We start from the raw sequence: 25,148 nt of genomic DNA, 5'->3' as shown, positions 1-25,148 counted from the left end.
GTGCTTTTTTACTTAGTTTACAACGGGTTATCTTCATAAAAGTAGTCTAGCATAGTGCTTATCTACTACAGCCCCTATTTTAATTTTGCATAAAGATTTAGAGCGATTAGTAAATCTCATTATTGAGAACAAGCCTGCAGTAGAAAAAACAGAAATATTATTCAAGAAAGAAGGAGTTAGCCCAAAGCTATTAAAAGCAAGGATGATTGCTGATGCACATGCACAATACTTATGGTCAAAAGACCATGATGAAAAAATTAGAATCGGTGAAATGTGTGAGCTTGTGTGGAGCTACTTAATTGATACGGGGCATGGTGAAATGCTTCCAGAGAGAACAGCTACTTTAAAAAGCTGGCTTAGCTCTATACCTCAATATGCTAGTGAAGCAGGCAGACCACAATCATAATTTAAATATATCTCAGCCTAAGTTAATCTATATAGACTTAGGTTGAGGGAATTTTTTTAGGAAGCTCCACCTAATAAACTAGTCACCATAAACCGCAGCAATCAAGTTACGGTAAATTATGGAGCTAGATACATGAAACAGAAAAGTCATATCCCAACTAAGCCAAAACAAAAGCCATCTCAATATCGGCCTAAATGGCAACTCTCTCTACTTAAAATGGTAGTTAGCATCCTATTACCTTACTTACTATCACCGCCTGATATCAGTATTCATATCCATCACATTAATATTATATTTTAGCGCCAACAAACTGAGCACTACCCTAGCGGATACTTGTCATCTATAGACTTTTATAGAGCGAGCCGTTAGGGTAAATGCTACACCTTCACACTGGTTTATGCTATGTCCGATCTTGTCAATCAGCCCATATCTAATCGCCGTATAGATAATGCACCTTGGGAACATTACCGCCGACCCTATGTGCGCGATTTAGCTTATGTACTGGCGTGCCCCAATGTGTTGACACGGTGGCTAGACTTTGCACCGCATCAGAGCACACATACGGTTGCTGTGCATAGCGCGCAATTTTGGCAGACGCAATTTGAGGCGTATGAGCGACGATTAACAGAGCTAGACATCACTGCCGCCTATCAAGAGCTGACTCGCTATTTACTCAAACGCCCTAGCCCCAATCGTCTGGGTTTTCATTTTGAAGGCTTACTGTCATTTTGGTTAGAGGATGGATTTGCGCGCAAGCTGCATCCGTATGAGACACTGGCTAGCAATGTGCAGCTCTATAATGGTAAGCAGACGACTGGTGAGCTTGATTTGATTTTATATAACCATGCAGAACAGCTGGTTGAACATTGGGAGCTAGCCATTAAGTTTTTTATGGGATCAGCACCTTTTGAACCTGTGAACTGGGTCGGGATTAACTCCAATGATAATCTACAGCGCAAAATGACACACATGCAAACCAAGCAGTTTCGAGCGGTGTGGGTAGATACGGAAAATCACGGACAGGTAAAAATCGATAAGCGTTATGGCGTGATCAAAGGGCGATTCTTTTTACCGATTAACACAGCTGATTACGGTGATTATGACTGGCCATATTGGCTAACGCCGAATTTTCCGATACACGAATGGTGCGATAAGAGGGACATGGCAGGTCTTGCAACGATTGACAATACAGCTTTGCGAGCCGCGCATTATATTGAATGGTTCACCAAGCGCGACTTTTATGATGAGCGAAATATTTATGATGGTCGCCAGCAGACGATAGTTTGGTCAGATAACGAACTACCTAAAACAGGTTTATATTTTGAAGGTAATCGACCAATCGTTATTTACCCAAGGCTGTCAGACCAACTCGATGAATAAATTTAGCTAACCTAAAGTTTTAAAGTGAAGCTGCTTAGATAATATTCTGGCCTTAACAATCGGACAGCTTTCACAGAATGCTTAATAACTCTCAATCACCTGCATTAGCTCATATCTAAGCATATCGGCACTCGGCATACGTTCAGCGTGGAAGCGCACCATCGCAATACCTGCACTGGCAAGCGCCTTATCTTTTTTATCATCCGCTTTTTGACGGGCTTTGCTACTATGTGTCCAGTCATCAAGCTCGATAGCGACCAAGGTAGTCTGAGCATCGACATCCACAATCACATAGTCAACGCTCTGACGGCAGATACGATTGAACCAAAAACTACGCTCTGATGTCTCACTACTATTGGCTTCAATGATCCGTGATAACTGCACTTGGACAAATATATGATACTCCGGCAGCGCGTTTTTTAGCTTATTAAAAAATATCACTTCCGTATCGGTCATAATCGGCATCGGCGCAAATGGCCAGATCGCTAGCTCATCACCGCGCACAGGTTTTGGGTCTGGCTCAACGACAGGGCGCTTCGTCAGTAGTGTTGGTAGCAGCTTCGGTAACGTAATCAGCCCCAAAAACCCAACGGCCAATATTAAAAATATAACACCAAACGACATGGTTCTACCTTATACAATATGAGAGTGATGGGCTAATTGTCATTATTGATAGCAATTAATAATGCGCCGACCACGACAAGGCAACCTATATAGGCTGACAGGTTATACAAAAACGGATTATAAAAATGGCGCTCATCTTAACTAAGGCTGCGCCAATCAGCAATCTATAAAACAAAAAACACGACAAATACTGTCGTGTTTTCATATAAAGTAGATAAAAGCCGAATTGAGACCGTTAGAAACGCTCTAGCTTAACGCCAGTAAAGCACCCAAGCGCTAGTCGTATTTACCTTAGGGTCACTATTGATTTTATCTTTTAGTGCCAATGCTGCGACTTTGCCACGTTCAGGCCCAACCACGACACGAACTCCGCGGCTAGTCGCACTTGTCTTAACTTGATAACCTGCTGCTCGGAACTTCTTCGCTAACTCATCGGCTTTGGCTTGGTCATTTGCTAGAGCCACTTGCACCCCAAAGCTACCCTTAGCGTCTGTTTCTTTGACTTCTTTACGCGCTTCACTCAGTTTTTGCTGCGCTTCACGTTTTGCATCGGCAGATTTCTTCGCCAGCGCCTCTTCTTGCTGGCGCTTCTTCTCACGCGCTTGTTCGGCTGCCGCCGCTTCACGCTCTAAGCGTTGTACCTGTTTGCTCGATGGTATGGTGATACTTTGACCCAATTGTAGCGCTGCCGATGGAGATAGGTTGTTGGCTTGAGCCAATACTTCCACAGGCATATTATATTGTCTTGCCAGTTTTATGAGTCCATCACCTTTCTTAATCTGGTATTCAGAAGGCGATTTTGGTGGCTCGTTTTTAGCCGCTTCAGCTGCTTCTCTTTTTCTCTCAGCCGCTGCTTGGGCTTCAGCCTGCTTTTTTGCTTCGGCTAGTTTCTCTGCCTCCGCTTGTTTTTTGCTCTCAGCAAGTTTTTTGGCGGCCGCTTGCTCTTTTATAGCAGCTTGCCTTTGGGCTTCTTGTTGCTCTTGAGCCGCTTTTTGCTTCTCGGCTTCGCTAGACTTTGTAGTATCAGTAGTAGACTGACTCTCAGTACGAGGCTGAACGGTCAGATCTGTAGTAACGTCTTTTGTAACATCTTTTGTAGACTCTGTACTGCTGGTGTCATCAATAGCTGGCGCACTATTATCAACATATTGCTGGCTCTCAGCACGTGCCTTTGCCAACGCTTCTGCTTCAGCAACTTCCTGCTCTGTCAGAAACTCTTTTGCACGTTTTTCTTGCTCTGCAACGCGGGCTGCACGTTCTTTTTGCTTTTGCGCAAGGATACGTTTTTCTGTTTCGATATCAGTTGTGAGCGGCTGCGGAGATTCTTGCTCCGAGCTTAGTTTGTCGACCATCGCTGACATCGGCTCCGGTTGATCGCTATCGCCAATCTGTTGCACCATGGCGTATAGCATCACGCTACCGCCGATAATCATCCCAATGCCCAATAAGGCTTGTCTCGAAAAGTTCATCCGTTTACGTCTCTTAGTTGGTAATAAGGTTGATTGAGCGGCGCAGCGACTATTTCAAAGCAGTATATCAAATCGCTTCAATCATGATCTCTTACCGCCAGTTACTGTCAGTTAATGCCATCAGGGTTCAAAATTTGTGCCGACCGTCTTCTACTAGTCTGGCAAATCATTTTGATTATAAAGCATATTTTTCATGCTGTCTGCTATCAGGCTACGACTAAGATTAACACTAAACATGCCTTACTTTAACTCATATGATCAGTGCTGTAGCGCAGCCAATGCCTCACCAATGGTGTGAAACGAACCGCATACGACGATTAAGTCTTGTGGTTGGCTCGCCTCTATCACTGCATGGGTCGCTGTATGCAGACCATCAAACTCATATATATTGGTGCTATCGACATATTTAACCAAAACAGCTTGCAGCTGCTCAGTAGTCGCGGCACGAGGATAATCAATCTCAGCGATAAACCAGTCACTAATCGGTAAGCCTGCTTGAGTTAAGCGCTGCACAACCTTATCAATGTCTTTATCACCAAGCATAGAAAATAGCATTTTAATCTTTGGCAGGGTGACAGTCGCTGAGCTATTTTGATTATTTTGCTTGGCTACATGCTGCTGCCAAAACGGTAATAGCTGTGCTAGTAAGAACTCAACGCCTTGCTCATTATGCGCCACATCAAATAACCAATGGCGGCTATGGTTCTCACGATAATCAAAACGTCCAGCCAGTTTGACAGTTCGTAACGCTTGCTCAATGGCCTTGATGTCAATATCTAATGGACTTGCTAATACTGCTGATAGTGCATTGGCCGTGTTAGTTAACGATAACGCAGGACGTGGTAACTGCAAGGTAACCGCCGCATTACTGTATTGCCAAGTCGTTGCATCAATATCGCGGTAGCTAAAATCTTGTCCAATCTGATAACAAGTTGCCTGCTGGGTATCGATGGATTGTTGCACGCTAGCTGGCATCTCAGTAGCACCATAAATCAGAGGAATGCCGTTGCGCAAGATACCTGCTTTTTCGCGACCAATATCCTCGACATTATCACCCAACCAGTCAATGTGATCGATACCGATATTGGTAATGACCGCCATGTCAGGGTCAATAATATTGACCACATCTAGGCGTCCACCCAATCCTACTTCTAATACCCATACGTCACAATCTGCCTCAGCGAATATCAATAGCGCTGCTAGTGTGGTCATCTCAAAGAACGACAACGTCAACTCGCACTGTAAGCGTGCTGCCTCTACTTTGCTAAAAGCCTTAATCAGCGTCTGATCGCTGATCATCTCGCCATTGATACGCACACGCTCGTTAAAGGCACTAAGATGTGGCGACTGATATAGTGCCGTCTTATAACCTGCGGCTTTACACATTTCGGCAATGACAGCGGTTGTAGAACCTTTGCCATTGGTACCTGCCACAGTAAATACGTAAGCGTCATCTTTAGCTGACTGCACCACGCCTAACGCTTCTGCAACAGGCAATACACGTGACAATCCCATATCGATCGCCGATACATGAATCTGCTGCATATAATCGAGCCACTCAGTTAGGTTAGCACTTTCATTAGGACTATGGGCATTAGAGCTGCGAAGGTCAGAGGCTAAAAGGTCAGACATGGATAAAACCTATATAAAATTTAATAAGAGATAAAAATATATGTGCTAGCTAAAACCAAAAATAGCACTTACCGTGCAATGACGATAAATGCTATTAGGGGTCTTGCATATGCAGTAGATGTTAGCACGCAGCTAAGTCATTATGCACTCAATAAATGATTCATTATACTGAGTCATTTACCTTATCGAGCATCTCATTTTACTGAGCATCTACATTTGGTACGCGGCATAGTTTTGCAAGCAGACGATAAATCGTATCGATTAGCTGATGACGATGTACCACTTCATCCACTACGCCATGCTCTAATAGGAACTCAGCGCGCTGGAATGGCTCTTCTAGCGTCTCGCGTACAGTCTGCTCGATTACACGCTTGCCCGCAAATCCTATCATTGCTTTTGGCTCTGCTAAATGAATATCACCAAGCATCGCAAGGGATGCGGTCACGCCGCCATAAACAGGATTGGTCAATACCACAATATAAGGAATCCCAGCGATTCTTAGACGCTCAATCGCTGCTGCCGTGCGTGCCATTTGCATCAATGACAGTAGGCCTTCTTGCATACGTGCACCACCAGAGGCAGCAAAGCAAACCAAAGGTACTTTTTGCTCTAGCGCTTTTTCAGCTGCTTGAACGAAACGATCGCCAACGACTGAACCCATTGACCCGCCCATAAAGCGGAAGTCAAAAGCACAGGCGACGATATCAAGGTTACGCAGTTTGCCATACATAGCAACCAGCGCTTCAGACTCACCTGTCTTTTCTTGTGCTTCGCTCATACGTGCAGGATAGGGCTTACTGTCCACAAAGCTCAATGGATCTTTTGCCGTGAACTCTTGACCTGTCTCGCCATCTACTTGGTCAAGCAACCAATTCAAGCGCTCACGAGCACTCATCGGTAAATGATGATCGCAGTGTGGACACACATAACAGTTAAAAATCAGTGCTGTGTTGGTAATCATCGAATGACAATTGCTACACTTAGTTGACGGTTCAGTCTCTACCGCAGACAGTGGCGCAGTCAAATGCTGCTTGATACCTGGGATAGGACGGTTAAACCATGACTGCCTATCCGTATTGCTGTTTGGCGCGGCTTTAGTGGTATTGTTATCGGGTTTTGTTATTGTATCAGTCATATTATTTGCCATCATAAAAGGCTTATTGACAAGTTTGCTCATTCGCTTGTCATTGAGAGTTTAATGGTTGTCTAAACAAAACGTCTAACACAGTCATAACATGAGCAGTCATGCGACATACTGATAAATAAATCTCGTATGTCGGTAATTTGATTATGCGCTTGTTGATAGATAATGTATTTGCCAATCAAAATGACGAATAAACCACTGCTATCAGACACCATATAATAGTGATGTTAGTTTACACTCGTAAACTAATTTTAGCAAAGTCATTTAGTATTGTCTTCACGTAAAGCTTTTAAGTAAAGTCTTAAGGTAAACATTAGCTTCAATTTGATTTTGCCGTTTCAAATAACTATTTCTTCAAATAACTATTTCTTCAAATAACTACTTCTTCAAGTAACAACAATATGAAAGCAATAGCTATTAAGCGCTTAAGCTGTCTAACGCTTCACGTAGCTCATCCATTTTTGCCATGATGTTCTGCTGTGCATTTGCAACTGCAGCGGTATCGTTGGCATCAATATCGGCAAAATTCTGTACCAAGGCACTACCGACGATAACGCCATCCGCATGGGTACCAATCGCTTTTGCAGAAGCTCCATCACGGATACCGAAGCCGACGCATACTGGTAGGTCTGTTTCCGCTTTGATTGCTTGAACTTGAGTTGCAACGTCATCAGTATCTAGCGTGGCTGAACCAGTCACACCTTTTAGTGATACATAATAAATATAGCCCCCACAATGAGTCAATACTTGCTCACGGCGCTCAGGTAAGGTGGTTGGCGATAGCAAGAAAATCTCATTCATCGAATGATCAGTTAAATGCTGCGTAAAGCTACCCGCCTCTGCTGGCGGCAAATCTACCATCAATAAACCATCAACGCCTGACTGCTCGCATAGCGCCACAAAGTTGTCATAGCCAATGATTTCAACAGGATTTAGATAACCCATTAGGATGATTGGTGTCTGCGTATCTGTTTGACGGAACTCTGCGACCATTTTTAGTGCATCACGAGTACTCGTACCTGCTGCCAATGCACGCTCACCAGCCAACGCAACCACAGGGCCATCTGCCATCGGATCAGAGAATGGTAAGCCCACTTCAATCATATCTGCGCCGTGCTTGACCAAGTCATGCAATAGACCGACGGTCGTTGCAGGATTAGGATCGCCTGCCATCACATAAGGGATCAGTGCTTTTTTATTTTGTGATTTCAGGGTTTCAAAAGTGCTTTCAATTCTGGTCATAGGGTTTCTCTAAACATAGTTTGAGTTCAATTTATATTCCTGAGCTAGCTCAATGAGATCTAAATTATCGTATCTTTGGCTAGATGATATTGGATATGTAGAATATACATAATCTATAAAACTGTTGTAATGCATTGTTTTAGTTTTAGATATAACAAAACCGAGTATTTCCTTATCACTCTGACTTATGATTTCTTCAAAAAATATATTTTTATCGTTTATTAATTTAATAATATACTTAGGACTACCATAGAAATTAAAATCCATTTGCACTTCTAAAAAATTGCTTTTATTAACCTCTTCAAGTACATCATTAACATATGGTCCATAATGGTTAAACACCCATATTATATCAGTCATCTGTTTACCATTTAACAAACAACTAAACCAATCAGCTAAATATACAAGTTTAGTTAGTCTTGAGTTTGATAGCTCATTCGTATAGGGATAGTGTTTACAGAGATATACGATAATTAATTCTAATTTCATGACTACTCCTTAGACTGACCTTGCATTGTCGACATGAACTCTTCATCAACATCTCTTGTAGGTTTACTTTCACTGTGTATGAGTTTGCCACTTATTATTCTATCCGAAAGCTGAGTATGGTAATTATTGACTTGCTCAAGAATACCAGCCCTTCTAATATCAACAAATTTCTTACTTTCACTTTCAAATAGTATTACGCCAATATGTTCATCAATGTGTGTCAAAGCGACTCCAACATACTCACAACTCTTCATTGTTAATCTTTCAGTTTGCTTTTGATTATAGTCAAAGTTTTCTAGCTGGTAACGCTCATAATTTGACTTATTACCTTCATAAGAACAACATTTATCATCAAAGTATTCTCCATGCTCCCATGCTTTACTCAAAGCTCCTTTATTTATAGGAAAGGCTCTAGTGTGAATTTCTTTGAATTTTGGGTTTTGAGAATAGCGACCTAGTATCAAGAACTGACCATCTTTTTCAAAATATATCGAAATTCTAGTATAGGTATCAAGCTCTAAATTTTTAAATATACTTTTCAATATAGAAGTAACTAGTTGTTCATGAGTCTCTACTAACTTTAACTTGGTTTCTTGTAGTTTAATACCTGTTCTTTCAGATTCTTCTGCCCCATCTCTTACTTTAACCTTCTCAGCCTCTAATTTTTCCTCGAGATCTGAGATTTTTTCTTCTGACTTTTCCATGTCAAAATGGTTGCCTAATGTTGCTAAAACGAGCAAAACAATACCTATAAATATACCCCACCACCAATTTCCATTAGCAGATACAAACGCACAGCTTATGGAAAGCAATGACGTTGCTAATACATATAAGAAAAGATACAGTGCGCGATCAAGAAGAGAGCCTATTTTTTCAAAAAGACTCTTTTCAGAAGAGCTGAAATAACCAAAATTCTTAAAAAACCTCTTTATATTTGACTCTTTAGATATTGCCACCTTTTTAGGTATTGTCGATTCTTCAGACATTACATCTCAATCCCTTCAGCCTTCATTACTGAATGCAGATCCTTGTCACCGCGTCCTGACATATTAACGATAATCGTCTGATCTGGTGTCATGGTTTTAGCCAGTTTCAATGCATAGGCGACCGCATGAGCAGTTTCAAGCGCAGGGATAATACCTTCTTTGCGCGTTGCCTCATGGAAGCCTTCTAACGCCTCTTTGTCAGTACAACCAACATACTCAACACGCTTCATGTCTTTTAGGAAGCTATGCTCCGGACCGACACCAGGATAATCAAGACCCGCTGAGATAGAATGCGTCTCTTGAATCTGGCCATCATCATCTGCCATTAGGTAAGTACGGTTACCATGTAGCACGCCGATACGACCAGCAGCCAATGGTGCTGAATGACGACCTGACTCGATACCATCACCCGTTGCCTCGACGCCATACATTTTAACTTCAGTATCGTTCAAGAAGTCAAAGAACAAACCAATCGCGTTTGAGCCACCGCCAACACACGCAACCAGTGCATCTGGCATTTTTCCTGTTTTTTCTAGATGCTGAATGCGCGCTTCTTTCCCAATAATCGCTTGGAAATCACGAACCAATAGCGGATAAGGATGCGGGCCTGCCACAGTACCGATAATATAATAGGTGCTATCTACATTGGTCACCCAGTCACGCATGGCTTCATTCATTGCGTCTTTGAGCGTGCGTGAGCCAGAAGTGACGGGCACAACTCTCGCGCCAAGCAAGCGCATACGATAGACGTTCATTTTTTGACGCTCGACATCGTCCGCACCCATATAGACGATACATTCTAGCCCTAAGCGTGCCGCAATGGTTGCCGTCGCGACGCCATGCTGTCCTGCGCCCGTCTCAGCGATGATACGTTTTTTACCACACATTTTGGCAAGCAATGCCTGACCAATGGTGTTGTTTACTTTATGCGCACCTGTATGGTTTAGGTCTTCACGCTTAAAGTAAATTTGCGCACCGCCAATCTCATCGCTCAAACGCTTAGCATGATACAGTGGCGTTGGACGACCGACATAATTGACCAAATCGTTATGATACTCTTCCCAAAATGCTGGATCTGCTTTTACTTTGGTATAAAGCGTTTCTAGCTCTTCTAGAGCAGCCATTAGCGTCTCAGAGACAAAACGCCCCCCATGTACACCAAAATGACCGCGCGCATCAGGATACTGGTTAAAGTCCTGTACGTTTTCAGGATTGGTAAAAGTGTTTACAGACTGTGCGGTAGCAGATAAATCTTTGTTTTCGACATGACTCATGATAATTCCTACTGTAATAAGTGGTATTTTTTGGATAACTTTAGATAAATAGAGAAAAAATAATAAAAGGGATAATAATCTAATAAGATTTAAGCAGAAAAATCGGAATAACGATCAACTAAGCAGATTGTTTATCGCAAATAGCTAGATACAAACCCACTTAGATGGCGCCAGTGACCGTAGCGTTTTGCCATCGATCGCGTTTGACCGCTTTCATAAAGGCACGCATTTTGGCAGCGTCTTTTTTACCTTTATCAACCTCAATACCACCGCTCACATCGACGCCATAAATAGGTAAATCTAATGTCGCGGCAACATTGTCGGCATCGAGCCCACCAGCCAAAACGATCGGCAGTGCACTGTCATGTGGAATGAGACTCCAGTCAAAACGTGCGCCTGTACCGCCATACTTATGCTGATGATAAGCATCCAGTAAAATACTACTGGCACCTGCTTTAGCAAATTGATTAATCTGAGCGCGGACGCTATCGAGGGTGTCTTGCTCTGTATTGATACGCAATGCTTTGATCCAACGTTTATTGACCATACCTGCCAGCTGTTGGCACTGCTCAGGCGTTTCATCACCGTGGAACTGGATAATATCAAAAGAAACGTTGTTTGCTAATTTGATTAGCTCATCTTTAGGCATATTGACCACTAACGCCACCACGCTGACAAAAGCAGGCACAGCAGCGCTCAGGGTTTGCGCTTGCTCTATCGTAACTGCACGTGGACTTGGTGGATAAAACACCAAACCCACTGCATCTGCACCTAACTGTGCCGCAGTCTTTATATCACTAAGCTGAGTAAACCCGCAAAACTTAACGTGCATTTTGTGACCTTGCGTTTCATGGTACTGAATATGACACCGATTATAGCGGCATCAGATAGGTTCAAGCTAAAGATAAATCGTTAGATGTGATGAGGTTTTGTTAACCAAACGGCAAAGCCATTGCATCCAAAAACTTATCCTAGCATACTTTTATCCTTAGTTTTGTTTATGATTGCGATTGATTAATATAGGGATACTTTGATGTCTAAGACTGCACAGACAGCCGCTACTGATACTGATACTGATACTGATACTGATACTGATACTGATACTGATACTGATACTGATACTGATACTGACGACAATGCTACTAGCAAAAATCCACCGCATTACTTGATGTGGTTTCGTCGTGACCTACGTATCCATGACAATACTGCTTTAGCAGCGCTTTGCGAACGTGCCAATGAAGACAACGCCTCAGTGTCTGCCGTATTCTTTTTGACACCTGAGCAGTGGCAAGCGCATGATACCTCCCTTGTACAAGTCGATCATATTGCTCGCACGCTACCTATTCTAGCAGAGGAATTGCAATCGCAATTGAATATCACCTTAACAGTACAACTCTGTCCAAGCTTTGCTGACTGTATAGAAGCGCTCATAACCTTATGCAATGACAATGAAATCAGCTGCGTTATGGCCAATCACGAGTACGAAGGCAATGAGATTGATCGTGATGAGCAGTTAAGCAAACAACTTGCAAAAGACGGTATCGAGTTCGTCCGCTGGCATGACCAATGCATTTTGCCACCAAAAACTATCACTACCAATGATGGCGATAGTATGTATAAGGTTTTTACGCCGTTTTATAAAAAATGGCGACATACATTGGACGTCAGCACCATTCAAATGCATGAAGCACCCGCAGTGGATAGCGATTATAAAATCAAACTACCATCATCGCAAACGTTTGCCAATACAATCGACAAGATCAAATCACTAAGTGAGAAGATGCTCAGTGACTACCAGCAGACATTAGAAAAGAACGAGTCATTGCAGCATATCGATATGATAGCTCAGCTTGACCGCGCAAGAGACGCCTATCCTGCAGGTGAATCTGCCGCTTGCCAGCGTCTAGAGGCATTCGTCGATGATGATATCAATAATTATGATGTGAGCCGTGATGTCCCCCATCTGCATGCAACCAGTCAGCTATCGGCTTATCTCACTATAGGCTCTATCAGCCCTAGGCTATGCTATCTACAGGCAAATGCAGCACAAGAGAAACTACATGGCAATGATGGCGACAATGAAGACATCAATCGCTGGATAAGCGAGCTTGCCTGGCGAGATTTTTATCGTCACGTGCTGGTCGAAAAGCCAAACCTTATTCGTCATAAAGCCTACAAAGAAGAGACGGATACTAAGATTAACTGGTCATATGATACCGATGATTTTGAGGCATGGTGCACAGGTATGACAGGCGTGCCGCTCGTAGATGCTGCGATGCGTTGTTTAAATGCGACGGGGTTTATGCACAATCGCTTGCGTATGGTGACTGCGATGTTTTTGACCAAAGACTTATTGATTGATTGGCGCTTGGGTGAGCGCTACTTTATGCAGCAACTGATAGATGGGGATTTTGCGTCCAATAACGGCGGTTGGCAATGGAGCGCGTCGACAGGTACGGACTCAGCGCCCTACTTCCGTATTATGAACCCCTTTAGCCAAGCCAATACGCACGATTCTAAAGCTCTGTTTATTAAAACTTGGCTACCAGAGTTAAAAGATATTCCTAACAGTATCTTACATAACGAAGATAAGATGCGTAAAGAATTGGCAAAAGGTGGTAAGTTTGCCGATGTCGACTACCCTGCGCCGATGGTCGAGCATAAATCGGCGCGCAAGCTGACTATTGCTGAGTTTAAAAAAGAAGCTTAATTTTAGAAAACAACTAGCAGACTAGCCATTGGTAGTGACTGGCAACTGACATGCACCTGCACCCTGAGTGGTAACCGTCACTACCGCTCCCGTGAGTGCAAATAGCTGCTGCAATTGGGTTTGCGCATTTTTCAGTGCCATATTCATAACACCACCTCGGCAGGCACGCTCAAGCACTTCTTTTTTTGCCATGGTCTGTGCTTGTGCCAATATCTTAGGATCAACTTGCATCATACCAAAAGCCCCTGTCTGCCAATCATAAATCTCAATATCATCTAGATATACTGAAAATATCTCTGTAGGCGGCAAAGTAATATTGATTTGCGGCATAGTAGCAGCTGGTGAGTTAGGGTCAGCTACTTGCTCTTCGTCTGCATTAGCTTGAGCAGGTTGCACCACTTGTACCATCTCAGGTGTCAAAGCACTCAGATCAACGCCTGCCTCTACGCGACCATGAGCGATAAACAATGCTTTTTGCTCATCCTGCCATAGTTTCATCCAGCTCCCGGGTCGCTCGCTCGTAATCACTGTATCGACACTGAATGCGACGGTATGTAAGCGGTTTAACTGCTGAATTTGCGTAACCACGCCTTCGCGAGTAATAGTTTCTATCGGCGCTTCTTCTGGTTTGTTTTGCGCGCTATAAATAGCAAAAACAATCGCTGCTAGACCGATAAGTAATATCACCCACGACATTGTAGCAATAGGACGTTTCGCAGTCTTTTGAGTGGCATTAGCGTTATTCATATCAGGATTATCCATAGAGGCTACCTTTATAATGTTGCATCGTTTGGTAAGGCTAAAAACGTTGTAGAAACGGAACAGATGCTTAGTCTATAAATGCGACTATTGTGCAGTAACTTCAAGTAATGGCTACCATTCCTCTACATAACTTTATGCATAAACCTCTACGCAACCACCTTGATAAACTATCGCCAAAATAAGCAGTGCTTTCGCTATAAAATCATACGAATAGCTCAATTATTTATCCCTTATTGAAGCCTTTGCGTCACGTTCGGTCTGAAAAGACAAAAAGTCATTGCGTCTTAGGCGAACTTTACCTAACATAGTCAGATTGTATGAATAAAATGTCAGTCTCAAAGTATTTATCAGGGTTTTGACCTGAATATATTGCATTTTTGGCATATTGATACATCAAATCAAATTTGCCTCTCTTTTATGAGAGTGGTTTTTACTGATGTGCTTTGTATATAAGCAGATTGGTAACTAGGAAATACCCTAGATTATTGCTAAGTGATAAAGGTAAGCTTGCGGCGGCAATGAAACGATTAGCCATACGCTCAACATCCTACTATTTCTTATTTTTTTATCGTTGATAAGGTTACGCTTTATTTATGAAAGCCAGTCAATTTTTATTTGCCACACTAAAAGAAACCCCAAGTGACGCCGACATCGCCTCAAGCCAATTGATGGTGCGTGCTGGTCTTATCCGCAAGATTGCTTCTGGATTGTATATTTGGTTGCCTATGGGTCTGCGCGTCTTACAAAAGGTCGAACGCATTGTTCGTGAAGAGATGCAAAACGTCGGCGCACAAGAAGTGCTTATGCCGATGACTCAGCCTGCTGAACTTTGGCAGACGACCGGACGTTTTGATGATTATGGTCCTGAGTTATTACGCTTCAAAGACCGTCATGATCGCGACTTTGTACTTGGTCCAACGCATGAAGAAGTCATTACCAATCTAGCACAAGGCGAGCTACGTAGTTATAAACAGCTACCGATTACCTTCTTTCAGATTCAAGGTAAGTTCCGTGATGAGATTCGTCCACGCTTCGGTGTGATGCGCGCCCGTGAATTCACCATGAAAGATGCTTACTCTTTCCATGTGGATCAAGCCTCATTGGCCAAGACCTACCATGATATGTATGACGCTTATACACGCATCTTTACCCGCTTGGGCTTAGATTTCCGTGCGGTACAAGCAGATACAGGCTCTATCGGTGGTTTTGCCTCACACGAGTTCCATGTATTGGCAGATAGCGGCGAAGACGATATTGCGTTTTCGGACTCATCTGACTATGCAGCCAACGTAGAGCTAGCAGAATCTGTCAGCACCGCTGAGCGTCAACCGCCGAAAATGGAGCGTGAAGACGTTCTAACCGAAGGCATGACCAGCTGTAAAATGGTTGCTGAACACTTGGACATCCCGTTAGAAACGACGGTTAAAACCTTAATCGTTCATGGTCATACTGAGAATGATGAGCCACAACTGATTGCTATCGTGTTGCGAGGCGATCATCAGCTCAATACTATCAAAGCGGAGAAAATTGAAGAAGCCAACGTACCATTGACGTTAGCATCTGACGAAGAGCTAAAAGCGGCAGGTCTGCATAAAGGCTATATCGGCGTTAATTTGGATATGCCTGTATTCGTTGATCGTTCAGCAGCTGCGTTATCAGATTTTGTCTGCGGTGCGAACGAAGTGAACAAACATACTATCGGCATGAACTGGGCACGTGATACTCGCATTACTCGCATCGTTGATGTGCGCAATGTACAAGAAGGTGACCCGTCTCCTGATGGTAAAGGCAGCCTAAAAATCAAACGCGGTATCGAAGTCGGTCATATCTTCCAGTTGGGCGATAAGTACTCACAAGCGATGAACTGTACGGTTTCTGGCGAAGATGGCAAACCTGTTACCTTGATGATGGGCTGTTATGGTATTGGCGTTAGCCGTATCATTGCCGCTGCTATCGAGCAGAACAATGATGAAAACGGCATCATGTGGCCAAAAACGCCAACGGTTGATGATTCGATCGCTCCTTTTGAAGTCGCCATCATCCCGATGAAGTCTAAAGAAGAGACGGTCATGCAGACGGCAACCGCCCTGTATGAAGAGTTGAAAGCTCAAGGCATCAATGTACTACTGGACGATCGTAACGAGCGACCAGGCGTTAAGTTTGCTGATCTTGAGTTGATTGGTATACCGCATCGTATTGTCGTCTCTGATCGCAACTTGGCGGAAGACAAGTATGAGTACGTCAATCGTCGTGAAGCCGAAAAGCAAATGCTGAGCCGTGAAGAAGTTATGGCAAAAGTAAGCGGTAAATAGTTTTGTAGTTAAAGACTATATAACAAAAAGCGCCTATTTCATCATGTGAGATAGGCGCTTTTTTATTGGCTTAAAAACTATTTAACATTGTATTTTTAGCGAGAACTTACTGGCGGATTAAACGGCTTGGCTTAGGTAATAGACTGATATCACTGACACGGCATGGATTGATATCGATACCGCCGCGGCGCGTATACCACGCCCGTACCATTAGCTCACTTGGCTGATAGTATTGACTCAAATCAGCAAATATCTGCTCGACACACTGCTCATGGAAGCCATTGTGCTGACGGAAGCTCAATATATAACGCAGCATATTTGCATTATTAAAAGGCTTATCAGTCGTTATCGAAACGGCCAGCGTGCCCCAATCTGGCTGATTGGTCACTGGGCAGTTACTACGCAGTAGATTGGAATAAAAAGTATACGGCTGAGTACCATCACTTACCACGCTTTCACTACTCGCCTCTATTTCTTCTCTAGCACTCAGCAGTGACGCGTCAGGATGTTCAGTTAAAGCAATTTTATCCGTGCTATCTGCCAATGCCTCATCAATACAAACACCATCAGGCTGAGCAATCAATAACGCTGTTTCGTTACCATTTAAATCATCATTTAAACCAAATAACGCTACCTGTACGTCTGCTTGCAAACAAGCTGATAAATCTTTCGCAATCAACGCTTGTACGTCATTCCAACTGGCAAACTCGGTAAAATTGATGCTATTCAAATATAACTTAAGCGATTTTGATTCTACGATAAATGGTGAGCTAGCAGGAATGCTAAAGCGTGCAATCGCTACTTGCGAAATACCTTGCGGATTTAACCAAGATATTTCAAAAGCTTGCCACCAATCGACACCAACGGTTAGTTTATCGTCTTGCCAACCAATCGCATCACGTCCCATGCTACGCGCAATCGGATATAGCGTCTCTGGGCTATATTCAGTTGGATAGTCTGTGGTTTGCTCGCCCAAGATACCGTGAATACTCATCTGTCTTCCTAATATTAAACCGTTTAAAATTTGCTCTAAATAATAATATGCTTAGCGAATAATACGCACTATAAACGTACGCGCGAGCCGTTACTTAGCAAGCGATAAGCGATGGTATAGAATATCGCACAGAACACAAAAATAGCCGCCATCGAATACCAAACGTTGACATCAGAGTAGCCAAGAATACCGTAACGGAATGAGTTGACCATATAGACGATAGGGTTCAGTAGCGAGATATTTTGCCAAAACGGAGATAAATTCTCCATCGAATAAAACACACCGCCAAGATAGGTCAATGGTGTCAATACGAAGCTCGGGATAATAGAGATATCATCAAACGAGCGTGCAAATACCGCATTGATAAAGCCGCCTAACGAAAATAGGATAGACGTGCCAAGTACCGTAAATACAGTGACAAATAAATGCTCGATACCAAGATCGGTAAAGAACAGCGCCACTATCGAGACAATCACACCGATAGCCAATCCACGGAAGATACCACCACTGATATAACCCATCAAAATAGCATGCTTGGATACGGGCGAGACCAAAAGCTCTTCGATACTAGACGTGAACTTGGCACTAAAAAAGCTTGAGACGACGTTAGAGTAACTGTTGGTAATGATCGACATCATGATCAAACCAGGCACGATAAACTGCATGTATGGCACGCCGCCCATCTCACCCACACGCGAGCCAATCATTTTACCAAAGATGACAAAATACAAGCTCATCGTGATAACTGGTGGTAGTAATGTCTGCGGCCAGATACGTAAAATACGGCGCACTTCTTTGAACCAAATAGTACGAAACGCAATCCACTTTTTACTCAATGACATTGTTTTATTATGATCGATTAGTTCCTGACTCATAACCCCGCCTCCTTCATGCTATCTGCACTTTGAATGTTTTTGTCTACCAAGCGCATAAATAACTCTTCTAGTCGGTTGGCTTTATTGCGCATGCTCGCCACACTGATACCTTTCTCAGACAACTGATCAAAGACACCGTTTAGTGACTCACCTTCTGTCAAGGTAACTTCTAACGTTTGCTCATCTGGTTGCGAGACCCCTGTCACTCCTGTCAGAGCCAACTGCTCAGTGAGCGGCGTATCTAAATCAAATACAAATGTCTCTACCGACAGCTGCGCCAGTAGCTCTTTCATTTCTGTATTAATACGAATCTCGCCGTGATCCAAGATCGCAATGCGTTTACACAATTGCTCAGCTTCTTCGAGATAATGAGTCGTCAGAATAATAGTGGTATTTTCTTCAATATTAATCTGCTGCATGAATTCCCACATCGAGCGACGAAGCTCGATATCAACACCCGCCGTTGGCTCATCCAGAATCAATAGCTTTGGTTTATGAATCAAAGCACGGGCAATCATCAAACGGCGTTTCATACCACCAGATAGCTCACGTGATTTACTGTCGCGTTTATCCCATAGTCCCAACGCTGTTAACAGTCTCTTTGCGCGTGGTTTGGCTTCTTTTGCTGGAATGCCAAAATAACCCGCTTGCGTAATCAAGATATCTTCGACTTTTTCGAACATATTAAAGTTAAATTCTTGCGGTACAACACCAAGGTATTGCTTGGCAATCGAAGGGTTCTCTAATAGGTCTGTGCCGAAAATATGAACGCTACCGGTGGTTGGCTTAAACAATGAGCTAATAATACCAATCATGGTAGATTTGCCTGCGCCGTTTGGCCCAAGTAACGCAAAGAAACCACCTTGTGGTACTGTTAAATCAACCCCTTTTAATGCCGAAAACCCATTGTCGTAGGTCTTGGATAGGTTTTTTATGGAGAGTGCTGGTGCATCAGACATGAAGACCTCTTTATTTGTTATCAATTTGTATAAAATGCGATTTTAGAATAATAGGCCGTGTTGAACATTCGACTATCATTATCATATAGGCAAAAGCCGTATAAGAATGTTCAACACACTCTACTCTCTAAAGGTGACAATGTACGGTAATAAACGAACTAATCTCATAAAATGAGGCTACTCATGACGAATTTCAACTGCCTTATATTCGAAGTACCATATTAATAATACTCATCATGAAAAAGCGCCTATCTCATCACTGAAATAGGCGCTTTATAGATATACATCGTAAAAGCTTGGAAGGTAATCAACAAAGATTAGCTTGCTTCTGCGACCATATAATCTACGGCATTTTGAACTTCTTCATCAGGAATATCCGCGCCACCTTTAGCAGGCATCGCATTGAAACCATTGATAGCATGGGTATATAGCGTGTCTTTACCTTTTGCAATACGTGGACCCCAAGCGCCAGCATCACCAAAGATAGGAGAGCCTAGCAAGCCTGCTGTATGACAAGTATGACATACGGCGTTATATACCGCTTTACCGTCACGAGGACCGTCGCCAGCAGCTGGGCCAGATGAGCGTGCCGTTACATCACAAGCTTCACCGTCTTCAAAACAGATATTGGCAACAGGCTGGATACGCGCAATCAGATTAGGGTACAAAGCAATTAGCTTCTGTACTTGCGGCGTATCTTGTGGAATTGGCTCTTCATCAGCGGCAGGCGCTGCAGCGGCAGTTTCTTCGCCTTCTGCTGGAGCGGCTTCGTCAGTGGGTGCAGCACCATCTGTCGTATCTGCAGCAGCTTGGGTATCGTCACCTAGCGTTTCAGGAGCAGCTTCTACGACCTCTTGGCCTTCTGCTACGTCTGATGCAGTTACAGGAGTGTCTACAACATCTTCAGCTTGGCTCACCGCGATACTAGCGATTCCTAGAATGGCAGCTGCCGATAACATAACTACTTTTCTCATTCGTCACGTTCTCTTATTACGTATACAAGGACTAGCACGGCTCGGACATTCTGTCTGTCCTCCTTTGACGACCTCTAAGTCTTCAATAGCAGACAGCCATCCCGCGTGCCAGCGCACTTGCAATCGGTGATTATAAATATGAATTCTCCCCAACATTATAAGGGAAAAGGCAGGTAAATTGCCATGCTTGTTTAATGACTTGGCTGTTTTTTCTTAAAAAACCTCAATCGCGACTGTCATTTATTGGCTTTATGCTTTTTATTTGTTAGACTAAGCGGTCTTTATTTCTAGACACCTTATGCTAATTATCATGCGCATCTAAGCGTGACAGTCAGACATATCGTTATCGTATGCGCTCGTAGCTCAGTTGGATAGAGTATCGGTCTCCGAAGCCGAGGGTCGTGGGTTCGATTCCCGCCGAGCGCACCACTATTTATAGCTTAAGCTTTGTTCAAATTTCGCCTCAGGCATTAGATTGTTTGGGGTTTTTTTGTGTCTGAATTTTAGATCAAGCCCTTTATTCACAATGCCTGGCTATTTTATCTTTCTAAACTCTCATGAAGTCACATTCTCTTTAATCCTGTATTAGCTATAAGTTTGCGTACATACATTCTCTCTCTTAAAAATCAGTGACCAAGTTATCAGTGACCAAACGGTGACCATTTTGTGACCAAGGTTGAGAAACACAGGAACTTCTATCACTCCAACGATAGAAACGATGATTTGATAAAACAACTCATATAACTTTTGCTTAAAAAAAGGTCTTCAGCTCATTTAATTCAGTATTATATGGATACCTTTCTAGCATGATATCAATCAAAGTAAGCACGCCTCCTTCTATGTTACCTTTTTTTGCTTTTTTAATCGCTTTAGTCCATTGTTTGCCAAGGTTTCCATTGGAGTTTAAATCTTTGAGTTTGCCACCTGCTTTCTCCCACAGGAATTCTAATTCTTCTGAACTATATAAGGAACTGGCTTCGTCAACTAATCTACTAATAAGATAATCATCTGGCAATTCATCAAGGTTTATCTTAGATTTAAATGAATAGGCCCACTTTTGTTTTTTTGGTAATAGACTGTAGCAATATTTCAGCGCATTATTAACAACCTTCTTATTTCCATACAATGTATATAAAGCCTTAGTTATTGATATCCATTTACTTGAGTTTATGAACTCTCCTAAATTTTTACCATACTGTCTCCAGTTGTTGTCAGTATATTGACCTAAAATATTAATTACTTCAGATTCATTCACATGAACATTCCATCCTATTAATAAATCCATTACCTTAGGCGCTATCTCTGATTTTAGGAACTTCTCCTTTATATTTTCTTGAATGATTTTATCAGTTACGTTACTGATGCCGTTTTCAACGACATATTTACTTACCGTATTAATCAGTACCTGCGTATCCGATTTACTTAATTTATCCCAAGAAAAACCTTCAGTTAACTGCAACAGTGCTCGCTCAGCAAGATTTTCTTCAAAGCTTTTCTCTGCTAGTATTTCAATCAATCCATATGTTTCATGACCATTAGTAGCACTACGTAAAATACTGTCTATTCCATCGTTGATGATAATTTTGGATGGTATTGATAACTTACTGCGATAGCCCTGTGAAAGCAAATATCTATCAAACTTCTTATCTAGTTCTAGATAGGGTAGTAAATTTTCAACGAGTGTATCTGTATTCTCAATGTTTGTAATTACTCTCGTATCATCGATGACCCTAAAAGTACTTAATAGTTCATTTTCGTTATATAACTCAATCAAGTAATCAAAGCCAACTACCTCAGGATGCTCAAAATCTAAGATTTTATTCAGAGCCATTATAGGTTGATCTAATCTAAATAAGCACCAGGCATATAGTTTTGCCCAGTTTTTTGACCTAGCAAATTCCTTTAGCCTTTCGATATCATTATCATTAGGCTCATTTTCAAGAGTCAATTCTAAGATGCCCTTTTCAATATCTTTTGAGTCTGAAATAACATCACTCGCTATGGCAAACAATTCTTCATCTATAATCAGCTGTTTAGCTTGTTGAAGCCAACTAGGCGTCAATGTATCAACCCCCTGACTAATACCTTTCTTTAGGGCTATATACCACCACCTATTCTTCCTTATACTGTCGGCTATCAACCTATTTTTATCTTCATCTTTCAATAAAGTAAATTTATTTTCGATGTAACTCGCTAACGAAAGACATAGTAAGTTATAGTTGTGATTCTTTTTAAATACGATATTTTGTATTTTTTCTACTTCCATAAAGCTTAAACTTGTTAGGTTCTCTGCAAGATATATGAGTGCTTTGTTTACATATATATCTAAGTCACCTTCAGTATCTTCAAATGATAAGCTATTTCTAATAAGGTTAATTGCAAGAGACGCTGAAGGTTCTGTATTAAACGTGTCTATCAACTCCACAGTTCTTGATAACTTTCTCAGTCTTTGTAACGGAGGTTTTTCTATGGCTAATGATGTGTTCTCTAAGAGATTTTCAAGAATAGTATCCTGATGGTCTAAAAGAAATTTTACCGCTCTAGTATCGCTAACCTCATTGTTGTTGCCAGTACTACTAATAGCAGTATAAGGTTCAATCCATCGAAGCTTATTAGATGCTATAGATGCGACAATATTGAATTCGCTCTCATCGGCTAAGATTTGAGAAGGACTCCATTTCACGTTACATATTAGCCTTTTCCTAGCTTTTGGCCATAAACTTCTCCAAAGCTCCATAATGATAGTGGCAAAAGAAGCTAGATTTTCTAAGATTAAGACAGGGTGAGTTGCTATTACTAATGAGTCAAATACGTTTTTTAACTGCTCATTAGTAATTTCTGGTAATTTTTCAGAATTCATAATTGATATTAAAATATCTGTCAAATCGTTTAATTCTATCGCTTGATTAACAGGTAACAAGGCAACCTTACTTCTAACCATTCCTCCTCTAAAAGCTCCAAAATCAGGATACGTACACCATAAGCACCAATAATCGTTAAAGACCTCACATCCAAGAACTGGATACCAAACTACATTCGCTGGCAAATAACCTGCTGGTTTATCAGTAATAGATAGCAGTTGACTTGGAAGCTCTACTTCGGAATTAGTAGTATGGATAAGTTGATGCTTATTGTCTTTATCACCATAGGTGGCATAAATAGGAAAAGCTAAATCAGAGTCAGTCATTAAGCAACCATTTAATAGGTAAAGTTAGGTCGATATTTTTCTGCTCAATAGTCTCATTTGGCGATATAACCCAGCCCTGGTTCTCTGGACCTTCATCAATAAAATCTTCATCTTTTGACGCTTCTGTTAATTCCTTTCCTAATGCAGAAAGCCCCCATATACTTAATTTATCCTCGTCCCAGTTAGAGACCAAATACGAAGCTAACATTGGTAGTCGTTGCTCTAAAATCATATGTGGAGTGGCATTTTCAGTATTTACTTCATCGTAACAGGAAAGCAAAACGGCTACCTTAGGGCTTTGAACTTTGTTAGCTATTTGCGTTTTTGATAATTGTAATAGTATCTGTAACTTTTCTACCCAGTAAGGATTTGCGTCCCAATTTGTGGAATTAGGTGATTCATGCTTCTTTTCTGGTTTTTCATTATTGGCCAATTTTTCAAGGAAATCTGGGAATGTAGGTTCGCTTTCCACCCTAATCACGATAAGCCATTTATCACTATCATCTAATTGGCTTTTCCATTTCTCATCTAACGAGCGTGTAGAGAAAATAGTATCCCATTGCTCACCTGCGTATTCAGGCCAATTTATATCAAACTCTTTACCATTTTCATCTATTAATGGTATTTTTAGGCTATTCCAAGTCTCAGCCACAGTATGAGCAGAAGCTTTACCTTCGCTTAGTGCTTCAAAAACCTCACCAAGCATTTCTAAATTTGCTGGTGTTCCATTGATATTTAGTGAGCTTCGAGGCTCTTTAAGACGACCATAAAGTTGTCCAAAAAAGTGTGTTTTACCACTGTTAGCTCGACCAATAACCAATATATTTTTCTTAGACATGACTTCCTCGGTAGCACATAAAAGGTGAGTTGCTCACAATAGGGTCAGAAACTATTATCGGTTGTCTGAATGACTCATTCTCTAGTAATAAATCATGTATAACATTAGTAACTGAATCTGGGTTTTCTATGGTTACTTTATATTGTTTGGCATGTGGAATATTAAATAAAAGCTTATCAGTAATTTGTTTTTTCATTCTGTCTGAAATCGGGTTTTCTACTAACTCATCGGACTTAGTCCAAATTAAAGCTGTAGGTTTTTTTTTGGTAAATGGAATGAGTCTTTCAAATAACATAAATAACTCTTTTCGTGCCTTTCCTCTATTTTCTCCTGCAAACTTATTACAATCAGCTGTTATGATAAACATGTCTGAGTTCGTAGCCATCCATTGCGCACCACCCGCATTAGGATCATCTGAGTTTAATGACCATGTAGTGAACCATTCGCCAGGAGCATCAGTAAGTAACAAGTCGATCAAATTGCTTTCATTATCTCTTAATGCCAGGTGTAGTAACCCTGGAACCCTCTCTGATTGTCGAGAAGTATGAGGTGGGAAAGTGGACTTAGTTGTATCGAGTTGAGGTATGCTGAAGAAACCGTAGAATAAAACTTGGTAAACTAACAACTCGATAAGGAGTTTACCATGACTAAAAAAACAGCACGATACAGCGAAGAATTTAAAGCCGAAGCCGTCAAAAGCATAGCTGAGCATAATGGCAATATCAGCGCCGCAGCAAGAAAGCTTGGCATACCGATGCAGACCCTAACCAACTGGCAGAATAAAGCCAATCAGGGCAAGCTTAAAGGCACCAAACAATATGATCCTGAGCTTATGGCGCTGATAGAAGAGAATAAACAACTCAAGCGTAAGCTCAAGATAGCTGAAGAGGA

At 41.9% G+C, this 25,148-nt stretch carries 22 protein-coding genes and 1 tRNA gene; 6 read left to right on the top strand and 17 right to left on the bottom strand.

Features of this window, described 5'->3' with window-relative positions; genetic code table 11:
* The first annotated feature begins 85 nt into the window (after positions 1-85).
* On the top strand, positions 86-406 hold the full coding sequence (locus tag QO187_RS13195) for a hypothetical protein (RefSeq protein WP_371548593.1): 321 nt from the start codon (positions 86-88) through the stop codon (positions 404-406).
* A 402-nt stretch (positions 407-808) separates the two neighbouring features.
* Positions 809-1,786: a DUF1853 family protein gene (locus QO187_RS13190; protein ID WP_102093527.1), complete on the top strand. Its 978-nt coding sequence runs from the start codon at positions 809-811 to the stop codon at positions 1,784-1,786.
* An 81-nt stretch (positions 1,787-1,867) separates the two neighbouring features.
* Here QO187_RS13190 and QO187_RS13185 read toward each other — a convergent pair whose 3' ends face one another.
* The 9 genes from QO187_RS13185 to QO187_RS13145 all read right to left on the bottom strand — a co-directional run bounded on the left by QO187_RS13185 (position 1,868) and on the right by QO187_RS13145 (position 11,508).
* Positions 1,868-2,410, bottom strand: coding sequence for a DUF2726 domain-containing protein (locus tag QO187_RS13185; protein WP_057758628.1), 543 nt, complete (start codon positions 2,408-2,410; stop codon positions 1,868-1,870).
* A gap of 251 nt (positions 2,411-2,661) precedes the next feature.
* On the bottom strand, positions 2,662-3,879 hold the full coding sequence (locus tag QO187_RS13180; protein ID WP_102093525.1) for a LysM peptidoglycan-binding domain-containing protein: 1,218 nt from the start codon (positions 3,877-3,879) through the stop codon (positions 2,662-2,664).
* Between the two features lie 258 nt (positions 3,880-4,137).
* On the bottom strand, positions 4,138-5,511 hold the full coding sequence (folC, locus tag QO187_RS13175; protein ID WP_102093524.1) for a bifunctional tetrahydrofolate synthase/dihydrofolate synthase: 1,374 nt from the start codon (positions 5,509-5,511) through the stop codon (positions 4,138-4,140).
* Between the two features lie 199 nt (positions 5,512-5,710).
* Positions 5,711-6,658 (bottom strand): acetyl-CoA carboxylase, carboxyltransferase subunit beta, encoded by a 948-nt coding sequence (gene accD, locus QO187_RS13170; RefSeq protein WP_185156610.1) that lies wholly within the window; start codon positions 6,656-6,658, stop codon positions 5,711-5,713.
* A gap of 414 nt (positions 6,659-7,072) precedes the next feature.
* On the bottom strand, positions 7,073-7,897 hold the full coding sequence (gene trpA, locus QO187_RS13165; protein WP_102093522.1) for a tryptophan synthase subunit alpha: 825 nt from the start codon (positions 7,895-7,897) through the stop codon (positions 7,073-7,075).
* Between the two features lie 9 nt (positions 7,898-7,906).
* Entirely contained in the window at positions 7,907-8,386 is a 480-nt protein-coding gene (locus QO187_RS13160) for a Panacea domain-containing protein (protein ID WP_102093521.1), read from the bottom strand.
* Between the two features lie 2 nt (positions 8,387-8,388).
* Entirely contained in the window at positions 8,389-9,372 is a 984-nt protein-coding gene (locus QO187_RS13155; RefSeq protein ID WP_102093520.1) for a hypothetical protein, read from the bottom strand.
* On the bottom strand, positions 9,372-10,646 hold the full coding sequence (trpB, locus tag QO187_RS13150; protein WP_102093518.1) for a tryptophan synthase subunit beta: 1,275 nt from the start codon (positions 10,644-10,646) through the stop codon (positions 9,372-9,374). Before trpB ends, QO187_RS13155 begins: the two co-directional genes overlap by 1 nt.
* 160 nt (positions 10,647-10,806) lie before the next feature.
* The gene (locus QO187_RS13145) at positions 10,807-11,508 is read right to left on the bottom strand and encodes a phosphoribosylanthranilate isomerase (RefSeq protein ID WP_264757035.1); all 702 of its coding nucleotides are present in this window, start codon (positions 11,506-11,508) and stop codon (positions 10,807-10,809) included.
* A 171-nt stretch (positions 11,509-11,679) separates the two neighbouring features.
* On the opposite strand from QO187_RS13145, the gene QO187_RS13140 reads away from it, so the two are divergent.
* The gene (locus QO187_RS13140) at positions 11,680-13,356 is read left to right on the top strand and encodes a deoxyribodipyrimidine photo-lyase (RefSeq protein ID WP_102093515.1); all 1,677 of its coding nucleotides are present in this window, start codon (positions 11,680-11,682) and stop codon (positions 13,354-13,356) included.
* 21 nt (positions 13,357-13,377) lie between these two features.
* Here QO187_RS13140 and QO187_RS13135 read toward each other — a convergent pair whose 3' ends face one another.
* Positions 13,378-14,118 carry a DUF4230 domain-containing protein gene (locus QO187_RS13135; protein WP_228153186.1) on the bottom strand — a complete coding sequence of 247 codons (741 nt, stop codon included), beginning with the start codon at positions 14,116-14,118 and terminating at the stop codon, positions 13,378-13,380.
* Between the two features lie 593 nt (positions 14,119-14,711).
* Here QO187_RS13135 and QO187_RS13130 point away from each other — a divergent pair.
* Complete coding sequence (locus tag QO187_RS13130) at positions 14,712-16,430, top strand: proline--tRNA ligase (protein ID WP_102093514.1); 1,719 nt, start codon at positions 14,712-14,714, stop codon at positions 16,428-16,430.
* A 106-nt stretch (positions 16,431-16,536) separates the two neighbouring features.
* Here QO187_RS13130 and queF read toward each other — a convergent pair whose 3' ends face one another.
* The 4 genes from queF to QO187_RS13110 all read right to left on the bottom strand — a co-directional run bounded on the left by queF (position 16,537) and on the right by QO187_RS13110 (position 20,232).
* Positions 16,537-17,424, bottom strand: a complete 888-nt coding sequence (gene queF, locus QO187_RS13125) for an NADPH-dependent 7-cyano-7-deazaguanine reductase QueF (RefSeq protein ID WP_102093512.1) — start codon at positions 17,422-17,424, stop codon at positions 16,537-16,539.
* Between the two features lie 68 nt (positions 17,425-17,492).
* Positions 17,493-18,266 carry an ABC transporter permease gene (locus tag QO187_RS13120; protein WP_057762348.1) on the bottom strand — a complete coding sequence of 258 codons (774 nt, stop codon included), beginning with the start codon at positions 18,264-18,266 and terminating at the stop codon, positions 17,493-17,495.
* 29 nt (positions 18,267-18,295) lie between these two features.
* A complete protein-coding gene (locus QO187_RS13115; RefSeq protein WP_057758608.1) occupies positions 18,296-19,258 on the bottom strand; it encodes an ABC transporter ATP-binding protein in 963 nt (320 codons plus the stop codon).
* Between the two features lie 317 nt (positions 19,259-19,575).
* Positions 19,576-20,232, bottom strand: a complete 657-nt coding sequence (locus QO187_RS13110) for a cytochrome c5 family protein (protein WP_101204943.1) — start codon at positions 20,230-20,232, stop codon at positions 19,576-19,578.
* Between the two features lie 352 nt (positions 20,233-20,584).
* On the opposite strand from QO187_RS13110, the gene QO187_RS13105 reads away from it, so the two are divergent.
* A tRNA-Arg gene (locus QO187_RS13105) sits at positions 20,585-20,661 on the top strand.
* Positions 20,662-20,983: 322 nt separating this feature from the next.
* Here the strand turns inward: QO187_RS13105 and QO187_RS13100 are convergent.
* The 3 genes from QO187_RS13100 to QO187_RS13090 are packed head-to-tail and all read right to left on the bottom strand — an operon-like array spanning position 20,984 to position 24,969.
* On the bottom strand, positions 20,984-23,419 hold the full coding sequence (locus QO187_RS13100; RefSeq protein WP_102083185.1) for an effector-associated domain EAD1-containing protein: 2,436 nt from the start codon (positions 23,417-23,419) through the stop codon (positions 20,984-20,986).
* The gene (locus QO187_RS13095) at positions 23,412-24,257 is read right to left on the bottom strand and encodes a hypothetical protein (RefSeq protein ID WP_102078927.1); all 846 of its coding nucleotides are present in this window, start codon (positions 24,255-24,257) and stop codon (positions 23,412-23,414) included. The genes QO187_RS13100 and QO187_RS13095 overlap by 8 nt, the downstream gene beginning before the upstream one ends.
* Positions 24,250-24,969: a hypothetical protein gene (locus QO187_RS13090; protein ID WP_371548586.1), complete on the bottom strand. Its 720-nt coding sequence runs from the start codon at positions 24,967-24,969 to the stop codon at positions 24,250-24,252. The genes QO187_RS13095 and QO187_RS13090 overlap by 8 nt, the downstream gene beginning before the upstream one ends.
* On the opposite strand from QO187_RS13090, the gene QO187_RS13085 reads away from it, so the two are divergent.
* Positions 24,901-25,148, top strand: a 248-nt coding sequence (locus QO187_RS13085) for a transposase (protein WP_371548584.1), incomplete at its 3' end; no start/stop codon positions are given. The genes QO187_RS13090 and QO187_RS13085 overlap by 69 nt on opposite strands.

The organism is Psychrobacter sp. Arc9 (genome assembly GCF_041431295.1).
Classification (GTDB): Bacteria; Pseudomonadota; Gammaproteobacteria; order Pseudomonadales; family Moraxellaceae; genus Psychrobacter.
This window is presented reverse-complemented; position numbering and strand designations above follow the sequence as displayed.